Source organism: Paenacidovorax caeni (genome assembly GCF_001298675.1).
GTDB classification, from domain to species: Bacteria; Pseudomonadota; Gammaproteobacteria; order Burkholderiales; family Burkholderiaceae_C; genus Paenacidovorax; species Paenacidovorax caeni.
Map to the genome: position 1 here is coordinate 1 of NZ_CYIG01000059.1, position 16,357 is coordinate 16,357.

At 65.4% G+C, this 16,357-nt stretch carries 14 protein-coding genes and 1 pseudogene; 6 read left to right on the forward strand and 9 right to left on the reverse strand.

Annotated elements, in window-relative coordinates; all coding sequences use genetic code 11:
- The first annotated feature begins 137 nt into the window (after positions 1-137).
- Both BN2503_RS17040 and BN2503_RS17045 read left to right on the forward strand, forming a co-directional pair.
- Complete coding sequence (locus BN2503_RS17040; protein WP_054257810.1) at positions 138-4,700, forward strand: class I SAM-dependent methyltransferase; 4,563 nt, start codon at positions 138-140, stop codon at positions 4,698-4,700.
- A 16-nt stretch (positions 4,701-4,716) separates the two neighbouring features.
- Entirely contained in the window at positions 4,717-5,493 is a 777-nt protein-coding gene (locus BN2503_RS17045; protein WP_054257811.1) for a methyltransferase domain-containing protein, read from the forward strand.
- 160 nt (positions 5,494-5,653) lie between these two features.
- Here BN2503_RS17045 and BN2503_RS17050 read toward each other — a convergent pair whose 3' ends face one another.
- Together BN2503_RS17050 and BN2503_RS17055 are read right to left on the reverse strand one after the other, a co-directional pair.
- On the reverse strand, positions 5,654-6,412 hold the full coding sequence (locus tag BN2503_RS17050) for a 3-hydroxyacyl-CoA dehydrogenase (protein WP_054257812.1): 759 nt from the start codon (positions 6,410-6,412) through the stop codon (positions 5,654-5,656).
- 117 nt (positions 6,413-6,529) lie between these two features.
- Positions 6,530-6,892, reverse strand: a complete 363-nt coding sequence (locus BN2503_RS17055) for a PilZ domain-containing protein (protein ID WP_054257813.1) — start codon at positions 6,890-6,892, stop codon at positions 6,530-6,532.
- A gap of 198 nt (positions 6,893-7,090) precedes the next feature.
- Here BN2503_RS17055 and BN2503_RS17060 point away from each other — a divergent pair, with 198 nt between their 5' ends.
- The gene (locus tag BN2503_RS17060; protein ID WP_054257814.1) at positions 7,091-7,528 is read left to right on the forward strand and encodes a universal stress protein; all 438 of its coding nucleotides are present in this window, start codon (positions 7,091-7,093) and stop codon (positions 7,526-7,528) included.
- Between the two features lie 87 nt (positions 7,529-7,615).
- On the opposite strand, the gene BN2503_RS17065 is transcribed toward BN2503_RS17060, so the two are convergent.
- The 5 genes from BN2503_RS17065 to BN2503_RS17085 all read right to left on the reverse strand — a co-directional run bounded on the left by BN2503_RS17065 (position 7,616) and on the right by BN2503_RS17085 (position 13,281).
- A complete protein-coding gene (locus tag BN2503_RS17065) occupies positions 7,616-8,125 on the reverse strand; it encodes a bacteriohemerythrin (protein WP_054257815.1) in 510 nt (169 codons plus the stop codon).
- Between the two features lie 120 nt (positions 8,126-8,245).
- A complete protein-coding gene (gene bktB / locus BN2503_RS17070; protein ID WP_054257816.1) occupies positions 8,246-9,430 on the reverse strand; it encodes a beta-ketothiolase BktB in 1,185 nt (394 codons plus the stop codon).
- A 94-nt stretch (positions 9,431-9,524) separates the two neighbouring features.
- Complete coding sequence (locus BN2503_RS17075) at positions 9,525-10,286, reverse strand: SDR family NAD(P)-dependent oxidoreductase (RefSeq protein WP_054257817.1); 762 nt, start codon at positions 10,284-10,286, stop codon at positions 9,525-9,527.
- A gap of 135 nt (positions 10,287-10,421) precedes the next feature.
- Entirely contained in the window at positions 10,422-11,126 is a 705-nt protein-coding gene (locus BN2503_RS17080; protein WP_054257818.1) for an RluA family pseudouridine synthase, read from the reverse strand.
- Positions 11,113-13,281 carry a PAS domain-containing hybrid sensor histidine kinase/response regulator gene (locus BN2503_RS17085; protein WP_054257819.1) on the reverse strand — a complete coding sequence of 723 codons (2,169 nt, stop codon included), beginning with the start codon at positions 13,279-13,281 and terminating at the stop codon, positions 11,113-11,115. Before BN2503_RS17085 ends, BN2503_RS17080 begins: the two co-directional genes overlap by 14 nt.
- Before the next feature lie 231 nt (positions 13,282-13,512).
- On the opposite strand from BN2503_RS17085, the gene BN2503_RS17090 reads away from it, so the two are divergent.
- The 3 genes from BN2503_RS17090 to BN2503_RS17100 are packed head-to-tail and all read left to right on the forward strand — an operon-like array spanning position 13,513 to position 15,878.
- Complete coding sequence (locus BN2503_RS17090) at positions 13,513-14,328, forward strand: thymidylate synthase (RefSeq protein WP_054257820.1); 816 nt, start codon at positions 13,513-13,515, stop codon at positions 14,326-14,328.
- A gap of 28 nt (positions 14,329-14,356) precedes the next feature.
- A complete protein-coding gene (locus BN2503_RS17095; protein ID WP_139235532.1) occupies positions 14,357-15,361 on the forward strand; it encodes a hypothetical protein in 1,005 nt (334 codons plus the stop codon).
- A gap of 28 nt (positions 15,362-15,389) precedes the next feature.
- Complete coding sequence (locus tag BN2503_RS17100) at positions 15,390-15,878, forward strand: dihydrofolate reductase (RefSeq protein ID WP_054257822.1); 489 nt, start codon at positions 15,390-15,392, stop codon at positions 15,876-15,878.
- A 213-nt stretch (positions 15,879-16,091) separates the two neighbouring features.
- On the opposite strand, the pseudogene BN2503_RS19665 reads toward BN2503_RS17100, so the two are convergent.
- Positions 16,092-16,208 (reverse strand): annotated as a pseudogene (locus tag BN2503_RS19665) (integrase core domain-containing protein); the annotation flags it as partial.
- A 26-nt stretch (positions 16,209-16,234) separates the two neighbouring features.
- Positions 16,235-16,345 (reverse strand): integrase core domain-containing protein, encoded by a 111-nt coding sequence (locus BN2503_RS21390; protein WP_082366636.1) that lies wholly within the window; start codon positions 16,343-16,345, stop codon positions 16,235-16,237.
- Positions 16,346-16,357 lie beyond the last annotated feature (12 nt).

Below are 16,357 nucleotides of genomic sequence, written 5' to 3' on the forward strand. Positions count from 1 at the left end.
ATCACCTGCAGCGGATCGCCCACCTCGTCTCTCTTGTGCTGGCGCGAGGCCTCGGCGAACAGATCGAACTTCAGGGCGCTGCGGGGCGTGATCATGGCAAGGGGCGGGTCAGGCTTCTCGGGTCAGGAAGAGAGCGGATGGGTTTTGAGAAGTTCCCCTTTGCTAGCTGGCTGGTGGAGGCCTGCCAGCCGGCCATGCTGGTGGAACTGGGAACGTACCACGGGGTCTCCTATGCCGCCTTCTGCGAAGCCGTGCTGCGCCAGGGATTGCTGACCCGTTGTTATGCGGTCGATCACTGGCGCGGCGACCAGCACAGCGGCCGCTACGACGACTCGGTCTACGAGGACCTGAAAAGCTTCAACGAGCAGCGATACGGTGCCTTCTCGGAGCTGATCCGCAGGGATTTCAGCGTCGCGGCAGCAGGATTTGCCGATGGCTCGATCGACCTGCTGCACATCGACGGACTGCATACCTATGAAGCCGTGGCGTACGACTTCCATACTTGGCTACCCAAGCTGTCCGGGCGGGGCGTAATACTGTTCCACGACACCAACGTGTACCGCGACGACTTTGGCGTCCACCGGCTGTTCCAGGAGTTGTCCCGGCAATATCCCTCGTTCGAGTTCCTGCACGGCAACGGGTTGGGGGTGCTGGCCTGCGGGTCCGAGGTGCCGGAAGCGATTGCCCGCTTGTGCCAACTCGATGACCAACGCCAGATCCTGGCGGTACGAGAACGATTCGCCCGCCTGGGCTTCACTTGGGAATTGCAGGCCCGTGAGCACGAGCGCCGAAACGTCGCATTGGCTGCCGCGCAAATGCCCGCCGCAGTGCAAATGCAGGCCCCGGCCCAGGCGGCCATTCTCGAAGAGCGGGATGCGGCTCAGGCACAGGTGCAGAGGCTGCAGCAGCAGGTCGTGGCGCTGCAGCAATCGGTTGCGGCCCAGGCGCTCATCCTGGAAGAGCGGGATGCCGCGCGCGAGCAGGCACAGCGGCTGCAGCAACAGGTGGAAGCCCTGCAGCAGGCGGCTGCGGAGGCCCATCAGGCGAACAGCTTGCGCCTGGCCAACGCTGAGAAGCAGGCTCTCCGGTGGGAAGGCGTGGCCCGGGAAATGACCCAGGAACGTGACGGGCTGATGCAGAGCCTGTACGACCAGCAAGCGGATCTGACGGCACAGCACCAACGGCATCAGCAGCAGACCCGGATTTACGATCAGGTGATGACGGACCTGTTGCGCCGGCACGCGGAAGAAGTGGATTTCGAAAATCAGCCCCGGCATGAAGAACGTCATCCGGCCATTCCCCGGCTGCTTGCCTGGTGCCGCAGCCAACTGCCGGTCAGCCTGCCGTCCGGTCTGCAGTTCGTGCGTCCGCAACTGCACCAGCTGCTGATCGGGATCAACCCCGTGGCGAAGGTGGTAGCGCGCTCGACCTTTTTCGACCGGGCGTGGTATCTCGCCCAGTACCCGGATGTCGCTGCGCTGGGGGCCCATCCGGCCTATCACTACACGGTGATCGGCGCCAGGACTGGTCGTGATCCCGGCCCCTGGTTTTCCTCCCGCCGTTACCTGGCCCTCCACCCGGAACTGGCCGGCGCCGGCGTTAACCCCCTTTACCACTTCGAGATGGTGGGGCGTAAGGCCGGGCGTCCACTGGGACTGAGCGGCGACATCACCATGACACTGGTGCCCACTGCGCCCAGGGCGCCCATGCTGCCGGCGCAGGAGGTGGCTCCGCTGCCGGGTGGCGGCCCAGCGCCCGAAGACAAGACCAGGCATGTGGAGCAGGCCCGGCACCAGCTGCGGGCGTTCCTGGCAGATGCCGGCAACCGGCTGGCCTTCTCGCCACAGCCCGATCCCGTGGTGTCGGTCGTGGTGGTGCTGTTCAACAATGCTGCGCTGAGCTTGCAGTGCCTGACGTCGATTCATGCGCAACGGGCAACGCCGCTCGAACTGATCGTGGTGGATAACGCCTCCACCGATGAAACCCCCCTCCTGCTGGATCGTCTGGAGGGCTGCACCGTGTTGCGCCAGCAGGAGAACCTGCACTTCCTGCGCGCGGCCAATGTCGGTGCCCGGGCTGCCCGGGGACGCCACCTGTTGTTCCTTAACAACGATACCACCCTGGGCAGCAAGGCTCTGGCCGAGGCGTGCGGAATTCTCGACCGGGAGGCAGACGTGGGCGCGGTTGGCGGTCAGATCCTGCTGCTCGACGGTAGTCTGCAGGAGGCCGGCTCGATTATCTGGCAGGACGGCAGTACCTCCGGCTATGGACGCGGTGCCGATCCCTTGGACCCGTCCTATCAGTTCCAGCGCGACGTGGATTACTGCTCGGGCGCCTTCCTGATGGTCAGGCGGGTGGTGTTCGACCAGCTGGGCGGTTTCGACCCCTTGTTCACGCCGGCCTACTACGAGGATGCGGACCTGTGTGTCCGGATCTGGGAGGCGGGGCTGAGGGTGGTCTACAGCCCGCGCATCCAGATCATGCACGTGGAATCGGCCAGCTATGGCGCCAATGGCAGCGTCAACAAGCACATCGTCAACAACCGGGAACGCTTCAAGCGCCGTCACGAGGCCCGACTAAAGCGGGCCTGGGCGCGCCAGAGCACCGACGAACTGATTGCCCGGCTCGCCCTGGGCCGCTACCCGGCACGCGTGCTGTTCGTGGACGACTGCTGGCCCCTGACGAGCCTGGGCAGTGGTCTGCCTCGGGCCCGTGAGCTTGTGTCCGCCCTGTGCCAGAGCGGGGTTTTCGTGACCCATTACGCCACCAATCTGGATAACGCTGTCCCCGCCGCGCTCCAGGACGCGCTGGCGGTGGGGGTGGAGCGTATCGCGGGTGGCCTCAGCCAGTTGTCACCGTTCCTGCAGGCCCGTGCCGCGTGCTACGACTGCCTTGTCGTCAGCCGGCCCCACAACATGCAGGCGGTGAGCGCCTGGCTTGAGCAGCACCCGGACGCGGCCACCAGGCTGCGCGTCATTTACGATGCCGAAGCGATCGTGTCGCAAAGGGACCTGCTGCTCAGCCAGGCCCGGCCGGGCGCCCCGGTGCCGTCCATGAGCTTGATGGACGAGATGTCGCTGACGCGCAAGGCCGACACCATCGTCGCCGTCAATGAGGCCGAGGCCCAGATGTTCCGCAACGTCGGCCGCGCCGACGTGCGGGTGCTCGGGCATTGCGTGGACCTGGACCTGGGACTGGCCCCGTTCGGAGAGCGCGCCAACCTGCTGTTCGTCGGCCGGCTGGCCGAGATGGATTCGCCCAATGTGGACGCCATCGAATGGTTCATCGAGCAGGTCATGCCCTTGCTGGACCGCCAGCTCGGTAACGACTACTGCGTGGACCTGGTCGGCCTGTGCGCCGACGAACTGCGCCACCGGTACGCCCACCATGGGCGCCTGCACTTTCATGGCCGGATCGACGATCTGACCTCGATCTACGCTAACGCCCGGATCTTCATCGCGCCGGCCCGCTTTGCCGCCGGCGTGCCGATCAAGGTGTACGAGGCGGCTGCGCGCGGCGTGCCCGTGGTGGCCACTTCCTTGTTGGGTCGGCAGCTGGGCTGGGCCGATGGGGAGGGCATGCTGCTGGCCGACAGCCCGCAGGAATTCGCCCTGGCCTGTGCCACCCTGTACCACGATGCCTGGCGCTGGTCGGAGATTCGCGAGGCCGCCGCGCTGCGCGTGCGCCGCGAATGTGCCCGCCAGGAATTCAAGGGCCGGGTGCAGGACCTGCTGGCCGAGCCCGCCCCGGTCAGATCCTCCGCCTTGGTCGCCGAGTCGGCCCTGCCCGCGCCCGAATTGGGCCGGACCACTACGGAATGGAGTAAGTCGCCCGAAGAGCGCAGTCGGGCCCACGGCATGTTCTGGATGACCCATCCCCGGGTGGTGGAGCGCCTCAATACCCAGATTTCGGGGGACCCGAAAATCGGCACCTACCCCTATCTGAAATCCCTGTTGCAACAGCGGGGCCTGCGCTTCCCCGTGTCGCGGGCTGCCAGTCTGGGCTCGGGATTCGGCGGCCTGGAGCATAGACTGATCGCACTGGGCATGGCCGAGCGCATTGACGGCTTCGACCTGTCGGCAGAAGCCGTGGCGGCGGCTCGGCAAGCGGCCAGCCAGGCCGGCCTGTCGGAGCGCTTGCATTATCAGGTCTGCGATCTCGAACAGGTCCATCTGGAGCCCGCGGCCTACGACCTGATCGTGGCGCACCACAGCGTGCACCACATCGACGACCTAGACCGGTTGTTCAGCCAGGTCAAGATGGCCCTGAAGCCAGGTGGAGTGTTCTGCCTGGAGGAGTACGTCGGCCCCAACCGGTTTCAGTGGAGTGATCATCAGCTCGATGCGGCGAACGACTTTCACCGGCGCCTGCCGGCGCGCTACAAGCGTATGCCCAGCGGCGAGGAGCGCGGCGAAGCCTTCCGGCCCGCCGTGGCCGACGTGATGGCGGTGGACCCGACCGAGGCCATCCGCTCGGCCGACATCCTGGCCACGCTGCGGCAGCACTTCAGGATCGTCGCCCTGCGTGAACTCGGGGGCGCCATCCTGCACAATGCCCTGTACGGGATTGCCCAGAATTTCGATGTCCAGGTGGCCGAGGATCGACAATGGCTGGAATCCCTGTTTGCCCAGGAGGATCGCTTGATGGCTGAAGGCTCGCTGGGTTCGGACTTCGCGGTGATCGCCGCGGTCAAGGCCTAGGGCGGCGGTACTGTCCATGCATGAAACCGCCTACCGGACCGGACAGTTGTTCTTTGCGACCTATGCCCGGGATGACTGGGGCCGGGCCCTTGAAATAGGCAGCGCCAACGTCAATGGCTCCCTGCGCGAATTCTGCCCGTCCCAGGTGCATTACGTGGGCCTGGACCGGTTTCCGGGGCCAGGCGTCGATCTGGTGGCCGATCTGAGCCAGGGCCTCCCCTGTGAGGCCGGGAGCTTTGACGTGGTGCTGTCTAGCTCGGCCCTGGAGCACGATCCGGCCTTCTGGGAGACCTTCTGCAACGCGGTCAGGCTGCTCAAGCCCGCCGGGCTGCTCTACCTCTGCGCTCCCAGCAACAACGGCTTCCACCGCTATCCCCTGGACTGCTGGCGCTTCTATCCCGATGCCAGCAAGGCTCTGGAAAACTGGGCCCACCGCCAGGGCCTGACGATCGAACTGGTCGAATCCTTCACCACCCCGCCGGAGCAGTCAGGCTGGTCGGATTTCATTGCCATCTTTAGCAAGCCGCCGCATCGCTTTCAAGCTAACGCACGGCTCTGGCAGCAGCGCCAGGCCCAGAACATTTGGGATATTGACCATGCCGCGTTGTTGCACCCCAGCGGCGATACCTTCGATATGCAGGTACACGCCCAACTGCAGGCCGAACTCGCCGCTTGCCAGCAGGAGAATCAGCAACTGCGGCGTCAGCTCGCTATGCAGTTGCGGGAGATCGATGCTGCCTACCGTGCCCTAGCTGAACTAGCGCCGCCGTCGGACTTTACCCCGGCGGACTGATCTCCCTGGCTGTCATGGCGGCCCGCACCACTGGCTGATCGCGACGAGTGGCCCATCGCGGTACTCCTCTGCGCTTCGACGCGAAGATGACCCGGATACGCATAGGCCCTCTTGACCTCCTGCGTTGTAGGCGCAGGAAGTACGCGAGACGACCGCCGACTTACTTCGGTGCGAGGCGGATGGCGCCGTCGAGGCGGATGACTTCACCGTTCAGCATGTCGTTTTCCAGGATGTGTTGCACCAGCTTGGCGTAATCCTCGGGTTTGCCCAAGCGGCTTGGAAAGGGAACGCCTGCGGCGAGCGCATCCTGCACTTCCTGCGGCATGCCGAACAGCATTGGGGTGCCAAAGATGCCAGGCGCAATCGTCATGTTGCGGATACCGTTGCGTGCCAGATCGCGGGCGATGGGCAGGGTCATGCCGACCACGCCACCCTTCGAGGCGCTGTACGCTGCTTGACCAATTTGGCCGTCATAAGCCGCCACGCTGGCGGTCGAAATCAGCACGCCGCGTTCGCCTGTGGGCTCGGGATCGTTCTTGGCCATGGCCTCGGCGGCCAGCCTGATCATGTTGAATGTGCCGATGAGGTTGACGGTGATGGTTTTCTGGAACAACGCCAGGGCATGCGCGCCGTTCTTGCCAACGGTTTTTTCAGCGGGAGCAATACCAGCGCAGTTGACCAAGCCCATGAGTTTGCCCAGCGAAGTGGCTTTTGTGACTGCGGCTTGGCCATCGGCTTCGCTACTGACGTCGCATTTCACGAAGGCGCCGCCAATCTCTTTGGCAACCGCTTCCCCCTTGTCAGCCTGCATGTCGGCAATGACCACCGTACCGCCCAGTGCCGCCAATCTGCGAGCCGTGCCTTCACCGAGGCCCGATGCGCCGCCCGTGACAATGAATACCTTGCCTTTGATGTCCATGGATTTGTCTCCTGTAAGTAACGTTGACGTAAACGTCAATTATGCGGCACGCGTGCCATGGCGTTGACGTTCAAAGTCAAAGCTTGAGAAGGCCCGTGTTGAGAAGCCTTGGCTTCCTCAGTGCGCCACGCTCAGCTCCGCCAGGTCGCGCTCAAGCAGGGCCGGATCACCGAGCTGCAGTTCGATGAGGCGCCGCAGGTGGGTCACGCTGTCGAGGTCGATGCTGTCGCAGCGCAGACCCATGCTGGGGCCTTCGGTGTGCACGACTTCCATGCGCATGGCGATGTGATCCTGTTCGCTGAGCTGAACGGTGAGCTGGCAGGGGGTGCCTGCTGCCAGGGAAATGGGGTTTGCGGCCAGCAGCAGGGCACCTTTGAGGGAGAGGTCCAGTACCTGGACGTCAAACACGCCCTGGGCGCAGGTCAGTTGGGCCGGGGAGTCGAATTGGACGCGGACAAAATGGCGGCGCTCGTGGGGCATGGATGGTTCCTAGTGGGCCGGTAGTGCAGTGCCGCCATGCTAGCGCGTGGACGGTGCTGTGCAAACACAGTTGTCACCTAAGACATCGTGCGGGCGTAAAACACTTTCCGGGGCGCTCTATTGCAAGGTGCGGTGGCAAAAAAGAGATAGCATGTTTCTTGTTTTGTCTTATTGCTTGCTTTACAGAAGGAAAAAGCCATGTTCAAGCACATTCTGGTTCCCGTGGATGGCTCCGAGACCTCGACCAAGGCCGTGGTCAAGGCTGTCGGCCTGGCCAAGGCTTTTGGCAGCGTCGTTACGGTGTTGTATGTGATCGACCCCTATCCCTTCACGGGCGTGGGCGCCGATTTCGCCTATGGCCAGGCCCAGTACCTGAGCGCAGCGACGGCCGAGGCCAATCAGGCGCTGGATGAGGCCAAGAAGGTATTCGAGGATGCTGGCGTGCAAGTGAACACCTTGCTGGGCGAGGGCCATGCCGTGCACGAGGGCATCGGCCGCGTACTGTCCAGCGTAGATGCTGACCTGATCGTCATGGGCTCGCATGGTCGCCGCGGGCTGGAAAAACTGATGCTGGGCAGCGTGACCCAGCGCGTTCTCGGTGTCGTGCATGTGCCGGTTCTGGTCGTGCGTGACTGAGTTGCCTTGGGGCCTTCCCCCTCAGCGGAAGGCTTCTGCGCAAACAGCAACGGCTCCCTCGGGAGCCGTTTTCTATGGGGGCGCTGTTCAGCGTGAGAGCAGCCGGGCCAGCCAGCCTTTCTTCTGCTGGCGTTGCTCCAGCTCCTGCAGCAGTTCGGCCTTGAGCCGCTCCCGTTCCGCCTGCTCGTTGCCGCGTGCCATGCGCAGGTAGGTCTTGGCGGCATCGACGTAGCCGTGGTCCTCGTTGCGGATGTGGTTGAACAGCCAACGCGACAGCATGCCGTGCAGCTCGGCGGCCACGTCTTCCCCCGCGTCGAAGCGGGTCTGCATCTCGGACACGCGGCGCGTGAACAGCTCGTGCACCTTCTTGTGCGGGCCTGCGAACATGTAGCCCGCGTTTTCGATCAAGGTCTCCTCGAAGACGAAGTGCGAGAGGGTGTAGTCCACCATCTCGCCAATCACGTCGCCCAGGGCTTCCCGGTCTGGCGATTCGCGCAGTTCGTAGAGCTTGTTGATGTAGTCCACGATGCGCCGGTGCTGCCGGTCGATTTCGTCAATGCCGGTATCGAGCTCTGGTACCCAGGCCAGGATTGCCATGGAGTTCTCCAAAATCCAAAGAGATCTTGGAAGTATGGAAGCCGTGTGACAGCCGTGTCTTGATGCACATCACGTTTGCTGCACTGCACACATCAAGCTCCTCCTGGCCTGGCAGTGCCGTTACATGCGCTCGAAGATTGCGGCGATGCCCTGGCCACCACCGATACACATCGTCACCAGGGCGTAACGGCCCTGGATGCGCTGCAGTTCGTACAGCGCCTTGACGGTGATCACGGCACCCGTGGCGCCGATGGGGTGGCCCAGCGAAATGCCCGAGCCGTTCGGGTTGACCTTGGCGGGATCGAGCCCCAGGTCCTTGGTCACGGCGCAGGCCTGGGCGGCAAAGGCCTCGTTGGCCTCGATGACGTCCAGATCCTGCACCGTGAGGCCGGCCTTCTTCAGCGCCATTTGCGTGGCGGGCACAGGGCCAATGCCCATGTATTTCGGATCGACGCCTGCGTGGGCGTAGGCCACCAGGCGTGCCAGCGGCTTGGCGCCACGTGCCTGGGCGGTCTTGGCGTCCATCAGCACCACGGCGGCGGCGGCGTCGTTGATGCCCGAGGCGTTGCCGGCCGTCACCGTGCCGTTTTCCTTCACGAACACGGGCTTGAGCTTGGCCATGTCTTCCAGCGTGGCGTTGGCGCGGAAATGCTCGTCGGTGGCGTAAGCCACCTCGCCCTTCTTGCTCTTGAGCATCACGGGCACGATCTGCTCCTTGAAGTAGCCCGCCTCGGTCGCCTTCTGCGCGCGGCGGTGGCTCTCCACGGCCAACTGGTCCTGCTCCTCGCGCGTGATGCCCCATTTGGCGGCAATGTTCTCGGCCGTCACGCCCATGTGGATGGTGTGGAACGGGTCGTGCAGCGCGCCGATCATCATGTCGATCATCTTGGTGTCGCCCATGCGCGCGCCCCAGCGGCTGGCAAGGCTGGCATAGGGCGCGCGGCTCATGTTCTCGGCACCGGCGCCGATGGCGATGTCGGCATCGCCCAGCAGGATGGCTTGCGAGGCCGAAACAATGGCCTGCAGGCCCGAGCCGCACAGGCGGTTCACGTTGAAGGCGGGTGTGCCCTCGGCACAGCCGCCATGGATGGCGGCCACGCGCGAGAGGTACATGTCCTTGGGCTCGCTGTTGACCACATGGCCAAACACCACATGGCCCACATCCTTGCCCTCGACGCTGGCGCGCGCGAGCGACTCGCGCACTACGGTAGCGCCGAGTTCGGTGGGGGGCACGTCTTTGAGGCTACCGCCAAAGGTGCCGATGGCGGTGCGCACGGCGCTGACGACGACGACTTCACGGGTCATGGTTTCTCTCCTGTCGAGGGTGGTGGTTTACAAGGAAAATCAGGCTCTAGCCCTTGCGTGGCAAGCGCTGGCAGCTATTAACGGCATAGCGTTCTTACGGCTGGCGCACATCGGCTACCGGCTCTGCGCCAAAGTCCGGGCGCTGCAGCCAGGCCAGCACGCGCGCGGCAGCGTCGTGTGGCGCGGTGAGCATGCCCGTGGCCTGCAGCTGGGCGAAGTTGGGCTGGTCAGGAAAGGCCGTATGGTCGGCGCCGCGCAACTGGACCTGCATGCCGGTGTCGATAACCCCCGGCGCCAGCGAACACACCTTGGCCCCGTGGGGCTTGGCCGCCTCGTCCAGGGCCAGGCAGCGGGTGAAGTGGTCCAGGCCTGCCTTGGCCGCGCAGTAGGCGGACTGCGAGGCCATGGCCCGGCGCCCCAGGCCCGACGAAATATTCAGCACCTTGCGTGGTACGGCCCAGCCTTCGGTGGCGGCGAGGAAGGCGGCGGTGAGCTGCATCGGCGCTTCGAGCCCCACGCGCAGCGCGTGGGCCAGGCCGGCGAGGCCTTCGGCATCGGCGCACTGCGCCAGCGGCGCGATGCGTGGGATCACGCCTGCGTTGTTGATGAGGGTGGCGCTGGCATAGGCGCCAGCGGGCTGTGCCTGCAGCCAGTCGGCCAGGCGACGGGCGGCGGGCGCGCCATCGGCCAGGTCCAGCGTCCACTGCGCCAGCGTGGCGCCAGCGGGGGCCTGGAGCGCCGGGCTGGCGTTGCGTGCCATGCAGACCAGGGCGTGGCCAGGCTGCAGGAGCTGCTGCGCCATGGCCAAGCCCATGCCGCGCGAGGCGCCGGTGAGGATGTAGAGATGCAGGGGCATGGGGCAATGGTAAACGCCCGTTGCCCAGGCGCTGGCGCGCAGGCGACGCCGGGTGGCGCAGGCACTTTCCGTTAATCCGAATTTTGTACGCTTTTGCTCCTGAAAAAAGAGCTGTTAGCGCTTTCCAGTCAAAGGCTAGAGGCCATTTTTGCCAAATTCTGGTGGCAGCGTAAAGCGGCATGCCTGACCGCCCATGGGGTGCGCGAACGCCAGCGCGCAGGCATGCAGCAACAGCCGTGGCGCCATGGCCTGCGTGGCGGCGTCGGCGTACAGCGTGTCGCCCAGGATGGGGTGGCCGATGCTGGCCAGGTGCAGGCGCAACTGGTGCGAACGGCCGGTGAGCGGCTCCAGGTCGAGCAGCGTGACATCGCGCGCTGCGTCGTGGCGCACGCTGCGCCAGCGTGTCTGGCTGGGCTTGCCGTGTTCTAGGTCTACTTTCTGCAGGGGGCGGTTGGGCCAGTCGGCGATTAGCGGCAGGTCGATCAGGCTCCAGCCGTCGGTGTCCCCAGCATGGTCATCCGGCTGCGGCAGGCCGTGCACCACGGCCTGGTAGCGCTTGTCCACGCGCCGCTGGGCGAAGACGTCGCCCAGGCGGCGCTGGGCCTCGATGTGGCGTGCCATGAGCACCAGCCCCGAGGTGGCCTGGTCGAGCCGGTGCACCACCAAGGCGCCAGGCCAGCGTGCCTGGGCGCGGGCGCTTAAACAGTCCTGCTTGTCCGGGCCGCGCCCGGGCACGCACAGCAGGCCGGGGGGTTTGGCCAGCACCAGCAAATCGTCGTCCTGGTACAGGCAGGTGATGCCACTGGTGGGGGCGACATCGACTGTGTCAGGGGGCGTCATGCAGAAGGCGGTCTACGGTGGCGCACAGCTCGTCCACGTCGTTGGGCTTGTGGATCAGCGCACGTGCGCCAGCGGCCAGCGCAGCCTGCTCGATTTCGGTGGTGACGTAGCCCGAAGCCAGCGCCACGGGCAGGTCGGCACGAATGGCGCGCGCGGCGTGCAGCAAATCCACGCCAGAGTAGCCGGGCATGTTGTAGTCGGTCACCAGCAGGTCGTAGCGCTGCGGGTCGGCCTGCAGCGCGGCAGTGGCCTCGTGGGGATCGGTGAAGCCGCTGACCTGGTAGCCGCGCCGCCCGAGCAGGCGCTTGACCAGGAAGACCAGCGCCTGGTCGTCGTCCACATACATCACATGGTGCTGGCGTGCCGAGGCGGGGGGGCTGGCCAGCACGGGTGCGGCCGGCGCCGGTGCGGGCAGTGTCCGGGCCTGCTCGGCCTCGGACGCCACCGGAAAGTACAGCGTGAAGCACGCGCCCTCGCCCGGGCGGCTGTGCACGTCAATGCCGCCGCCGTGGCTGCGCATCACACCATGCACCACCGGCAGGCCCAGGCCGGTGCCCTGGCCCACCGGCTTGGTGGTGAAAAAGGGCTCGAAGATGCGCGAGAGGGTGGCTGCATCCATGCCCGGGCCGCTGTCGCGCACGTCCAGTGCCACGTAGGCACCCGCGGGCAGGCCCAGGCGCTCGCACTGGCGCTGGTCCAGTTGCACCAGGTTGGCCTGCATGAGCACGCTGCCGCGCGCGTCGCCGATGGCGTGAACGGCGTTGGTGCACAGGTTCAGCAAGGCCTGCTCGATCTGCGTCACGTCGGCCAGCACCGGGGGCAGGTGGGCTGGCGCCTGCACCTGCAGATCAATGGTGGGCGGCAGGGTCACGCGCAGCAGGCGCTCGGTGTCGTGCATGACCTCGGCCATACGCACGGCGCCGCGCTGCAGCGGCTCGTTGCGGCTGAAGGTGAGGATCTGGCGCACCAGATCGCGCGCGCGGCGCCCGGCTTTCTCGATCTCGCGCAGGCTCTCCAGGATGGGCGACTGCGGGTCTTGCGCCAGCGCATCGCCCTTGGCCAGTTCGACGTTGCCCAGGATGGCGCTGAGGATGTTGTTGAAGTCGTGCGCGATGCCCCCGGCCAACGTGCCCATGGCCTGCATCTTGTGCGACTCGCGCAGCTGTGCCTCCAGCTCGCTGCGGCGCTCTTCGGCCTTCTTGCGGCCCGTCAGGTCGCGCGCGAACACCGTGGTGGTTTCGCCCTCGCTGTGGCGCTCAAAAGAGACGCTGACCTCCACCGCCAGCTCGCGCCCAGCGGCGGTGCGAGCGGTCATCTCACCCAGGATGGCCTGGGTGGCGAGCTGGTTCAGCTCCAGCGCCCGCGCTGCCTCGGGCAGGAAGCGCTGCAGTGGGCTGCCCAGGGCGTCGCTGGTAGCGCACTGGAACAGCGCTGCGGCCGTCGGGTTGAACACGGTGATGCGCTGGTGCTGATCCACGCAGATGATGGCGTCCAGCGCCGAGTTGATGACGGCCTCCAGGCGCCGCTCGCTGGCGTGCAGTTGCTCGTTGCGTTGCTGCAAGGTCTGGCGCTCGGCGATCAGCGGGCCTTGGTCAATCACGGCGCACAGGTACTGGCGCAGCGGCAGCAGGCTGCCTTGCTGGGTTTCAATGCAGGCAATGTGCAGGTCGCCCGTCATGCGCGCGTTCTCGCCGATGTTGAACACCACCTCGGAGGTGTCGGCACGCCCCTGCGTGCGTGCGGTGAGGAATGCGCGGCGCACGCGCTCGGCGTCGGCGTCGCTGACGAAGGGCATCAGCGAGATGAGGTGCGGGTCGCGCTCGGTGGGTTGGAACGAGCGGTGCGCCATGGAGTTGGCCTGCACCACCATGTCGTGCTCGTCGATCACCATCAGCGCCAGCGGCACGCTGGCAAACAGCGCCTCGAAGCGCTCGGACGCGCTCTCGGCCGATGCCTGGCTGAAGCGCAGCACCTTGTTCTGCGTCTCGAGTTCGAACTGGTAGTTGCGCAGTTCGTTCACCAGATCGTCCATCGGATCGCGCGGACGCTTGGGCGCGCGCGGCGTCAGCGGGTCATCCCCGGCCAAGGGCTGCTCCGGCTCCGGCTCGTCGGGTGTCCAGTTCTGGAACAAGAAAGAAAGATCGGGGCGGCTCATGGCGTGGAGCGGGGAGGGCGCTGGGCGGTTCGTTGCAGGGATTGTCTCCGAGAACGCCCGGTGCGGGTGACGTGGGGCTGCGGGGGGAACGCGCAACGTGGTGGCCTGCGAGGAGGCATGCGTGATTCACGCGGTTGTTACTCGACTGAGCCCATTAGCCCTTCAGCCTAGAATCGCTGCCTTGCAGTGTGGGCACGGTGCCCGCGCGTTGCGCCCGTAGGTCTCTCGCCCATGTCCAGCCCCCGCCCCGTCCGCTCGCAGTATGAAGATTTCATGCGCCACGTGTTTACCCACGGCGTGGCCAAGGGCGACCGTACCGGCACGGGCACGCGCAGCGTGTTTGGCCACCAGATGCGCTTTGACTTGAGCGAAGGCTTTCCTCTCGTCACGACGAAGAAGGTGCACCTCAAATCCATCATCGTCGAGCTGCTGTGGTTTCTCACGGGCTCCTCGAACAACAACTGGCTGCGTGAGCGCGGTGTAACCATCTGGGATGAATGGGCGCGCGCCGACGGGGATCTGGGCCCGGTGTACGGCGTGCAGTGGCGCAGCTGGCCGACGCCGGACGGCGGCCACATCGACCAGATCCAGCAAGTGGTCGACACACTGAAAAGCAACCCCGACTCGCGCCGCATCATCGTGAGCGCCTGGAACGTGGCAGAGCTGGACAAGATGGCCCTCATGCCTTGCCATGCTTTTTTCCAGTTCTACGTGGCCGAGGGGCGGCTGTCGTGCCAGCTCTACCAGCGCAGCGCCGATATCTTTTTGGGCGTGCCCTTCAACATCGCCAGCTACGCACTGCTGACCCACATGCTGGCGCAGCAGTGCGATCTGCAGGTGGGCGACTTCATCTGGACCGGCGGCGACTGCCACATTTACAGCAACCATTTCGAGCAGGTGCAGACGCAACTGGCACGCGCGCCGTATGCCTACCCGCAGCTGCACATCAAACGGCGTCCTGACTCGATCTTCGACTACGCCTACGAAGACTTCGAGATCCTCGGGTACGAGCACCACCCCGCCATCAAGGCACCCGTTGCGGTGTAGCGCCTTGCGCCGCTGCCTGGCATCCGCCGTGCTGGCCGGCCTCCTGGCGGGGGGCGCACATGCTGTGCTCGCGGGCCAGGCGGCGCCCCCCCCTGCGGCGGCACGCAAAGCGGTTGCCGCCGCCTTGGAGGGGCGACTGGTGGTAGGTGGGGCAACCTTTTACCGGGTGTCGCGTGTGCTGTCGATCGATGTGCAGGACGGCACGGCCACCCTGCATGCCGAGGTCGATCCGCTGTACGAGGCCCAGTACGCGAGCAGCCCCGAGGGGCGAACCAGCGACGGCCGCCTTTATTACAACGTTCGCATCGCCCCCCAGGCCGCGTGCGGCCTGCCGGGCGTGAGCAACCAGCTCGACACCAGCGACCTCCTGGTGTTCCACCAAGGGGCGTTCGTCACGCTGCGGGAAGCCTTTCCTGATGCGCTCCTGCCCGCCTCGGATCGGCCCCTCAACTTCGTCACCCCGCCAACACTTACCCGACTCCGGCAATGTGCTGAACAAATCGCGCAAGTGGCCGATGCCATGCCGTTCTCCCGCATTGCGGTGCATGCGGGCGCGCAGCGCATCGCTGAAGTCGGCCGTACCGCCACCACCGCATTCCACTACGAAGAAGAACCGGGTGAAACACAGATCGGTGCCATGACGCATTTGGTGATCACACCGAAAAAGCCTGCGTTGCCGCAGGATTTCACGGTCAGTGTGCGTGCGGTCTCCGTGATGCAGTGCGACTACGAAGGGCCGCACATTGAGCTGGATCGCTGGAAGCAGGGCCTGGGGCCGGAGGTGCCCCTGGCGCGCACTGGCACGAGGTTCGTGATTGCCCCCCACGCGCTGGCGGGCACCGCACCGCCGTTTCCCCGCTACACGCCGACGGAGCTGCGCCGCGCGATTGCCCAGCATTGGGGCAATGCCGGTCTGGCTTCGCGCGAAGAGGCCGGGCCCTGCCAACCCTTCCTGCGCGGCTATCGTTTCGCTGTGCGCTACCAGTCTCGGTTGGTGCAGGAGGTGTTCATGGCCTTCGCAGGCGGTTGCTGAGAGACACCGATTGGAGTTATTCCCCCCCATGGAAATCGCACTCATCTACGCCCGCGCGGCCAATGGCGTCATTGGAAAAGACGGAACCATGCCCTGGCACCTGCCCGAAGACATGGCGCACTTCAAACGGCTCACGCAAGGCTGCCCCGTCATCATGGGGCGCAAGACCTGGGATTCGCTCCCGCCGCGCTTTCGCCCGTTGCCAGGCCGCGCCAACATTGTTGTTACGCGCCAAGCGGATTGGAATGAAATTGGCGCCCAGCGCGCTCCCAGCCTGCGCGAGGCGCTACAAATGTGCGAGCACGCGGCGACGGCGTGGGTGATCGGCGGCGCGCAGATCTACGCCCAAGCCTTGCCTTTGGCCCAGCGCGTGGAGGCCACCGAGATCGAGCGCGATTTCGACGGCGATGCCTACGCGCCCCTCCTGGATTCGCAATGGCGCGAGGCGGCACGCGAGCGCGTGGTCAGCGCCAGCGGGCTGCCGCTGAGCTTCGTCACCTACTTGCGCGCGTCCTGAGCCGCAACGCGCTGGTGCACTCAGAGTCTGTTCACGATCTTTTCCTGGCGCCCACAAGGCAGCAAAAAGCCGCAATCTAGGCGCGCGCCACAGCCCATGCTGGCGGCCTGGGCAAGGTGCGCAACGACGCAGTAGCGGCTTTTTGCTGCCTTGCCCTTCGGGTTGCCTCGACATCCCCCCGTTTTGAGTAGCACTGAGCTTTGGAGTCCGGAGTTAATTTAACGGGTTTTGGGTCAGCCTTTGGGCATGTGCAGCTGGGGTCAATCCGCCGAGGGACTTCTTCGGACGCTCCTCGTTGTATTCGCGGCGCCAAGCCTCGACTGAAGTCCTGAAGTCCCCTCGAATTTCTGAGCCAATCAGAAGTAGAGGTTGGGGAACAGTTTGACACGGTACTCAACCGGTGGGATGCGGCCGAGGGCTTCATGGGGGCGATGGTGGTTGTATCGGTGCAGCCAGTCGGCCGTCATGTCACGCACCTC

Excerpts from the sequence above, each read along its gene's own strand:
- BN2503_RS17050 (WP_054257812.1), bottom strand. The coding sequence starts at position 6,412 with ATGGACATCAAAGGCAAGGTATTCATTGTCACGGGCGGCGCATCGGGC.
- BN2503_RS17040 (WP_054257810.1), top strand. The coding sequence starts at position 138 with ATGGGTTTTGAGAAGTTCCCCTTTGCTAGCTGGCTGGTGGAGGCCTGC.
- BN2503_RS17065 (WP_054257815.1), bottom strand. The coding sequence starts at position 8,125 with ATGGCAATCCTGGCCTGGGTACCAGAGCTCGATACCGGCATTGACGAA.
- BN2503_RS17045 (WP_054257811.1), top strand. The coding sequence starts at position 4,717 with ATGCATGAAACCGCCTACCGGACCGGACAGTTGTTCTTTGCGACCTAT.
- BN2503_RS21390 (WP_082366636.1), bottom strand. The coding sequence starts at position 16,345 with ATGACGGCCGACTGGCTGCACCGATACAACCACCATCGCCCCCATGAA.
- BN2503_RS17100 (WP_054257822.1), top strand. The coding sequence starts at position 15,390 with ATGGAAATCGCACTCATCTACGCCCGCGCGGCCAATGGCGTCATTGGA.
- bktB (WP_054257816.1), bottom strand. The coding sequence starts at position 9,430 with ATGACCCGTGAAGTCGTCGTCGTCAGCGCCGTGCGCACCGCCATCGGC.
- BN2503_RS17055 (WP_054257813.1), bottom strand. The coding sequence starts at position 6,892 with ATGCCCCACGAGCGCCGCCATTTTGTCCGCGTCCAATTCGACTCCCCG.
- BN2503_RS17085 (WP_054257819.1), bottom strand. The coding sequence starts at position 13,281 with ATGAGCCGCCCCGATCTTTCTTTCTTGTTCCAGAACTGGACACCCGAC.
- BN2503_RS17090 (WP_054257820.1), top strand. The coding sequence starts at position 13,513 with ATGTCCAGCCCCCGCCCCGTCCGCTCGCAGTATGAAGATTTCATGCGC.
- BN2503_RS17080 (WP_054257818.1), bottom strand. The coding sequence starts at position 11,126 with ATGACGCCCCCTGACACAGTCGATGTCGCCCCCACCAGTGGCATCACC.
- BN2503_RS17075 (WP_054257817.1), bottom strand. The coding sequence starts at position 10,286 with ATGCCCCTGCATCTCTACATCCTCACCGGCGCCTCGCGCGGCATGGGC.
- BN2503_RS17060 (WP_054257814.1), top strand. The coding sequence starts at position 7,091 with ATGTTCAAGCACATTCTGGTTCCCGTGGATGGCTCCGAGACCTCGACC.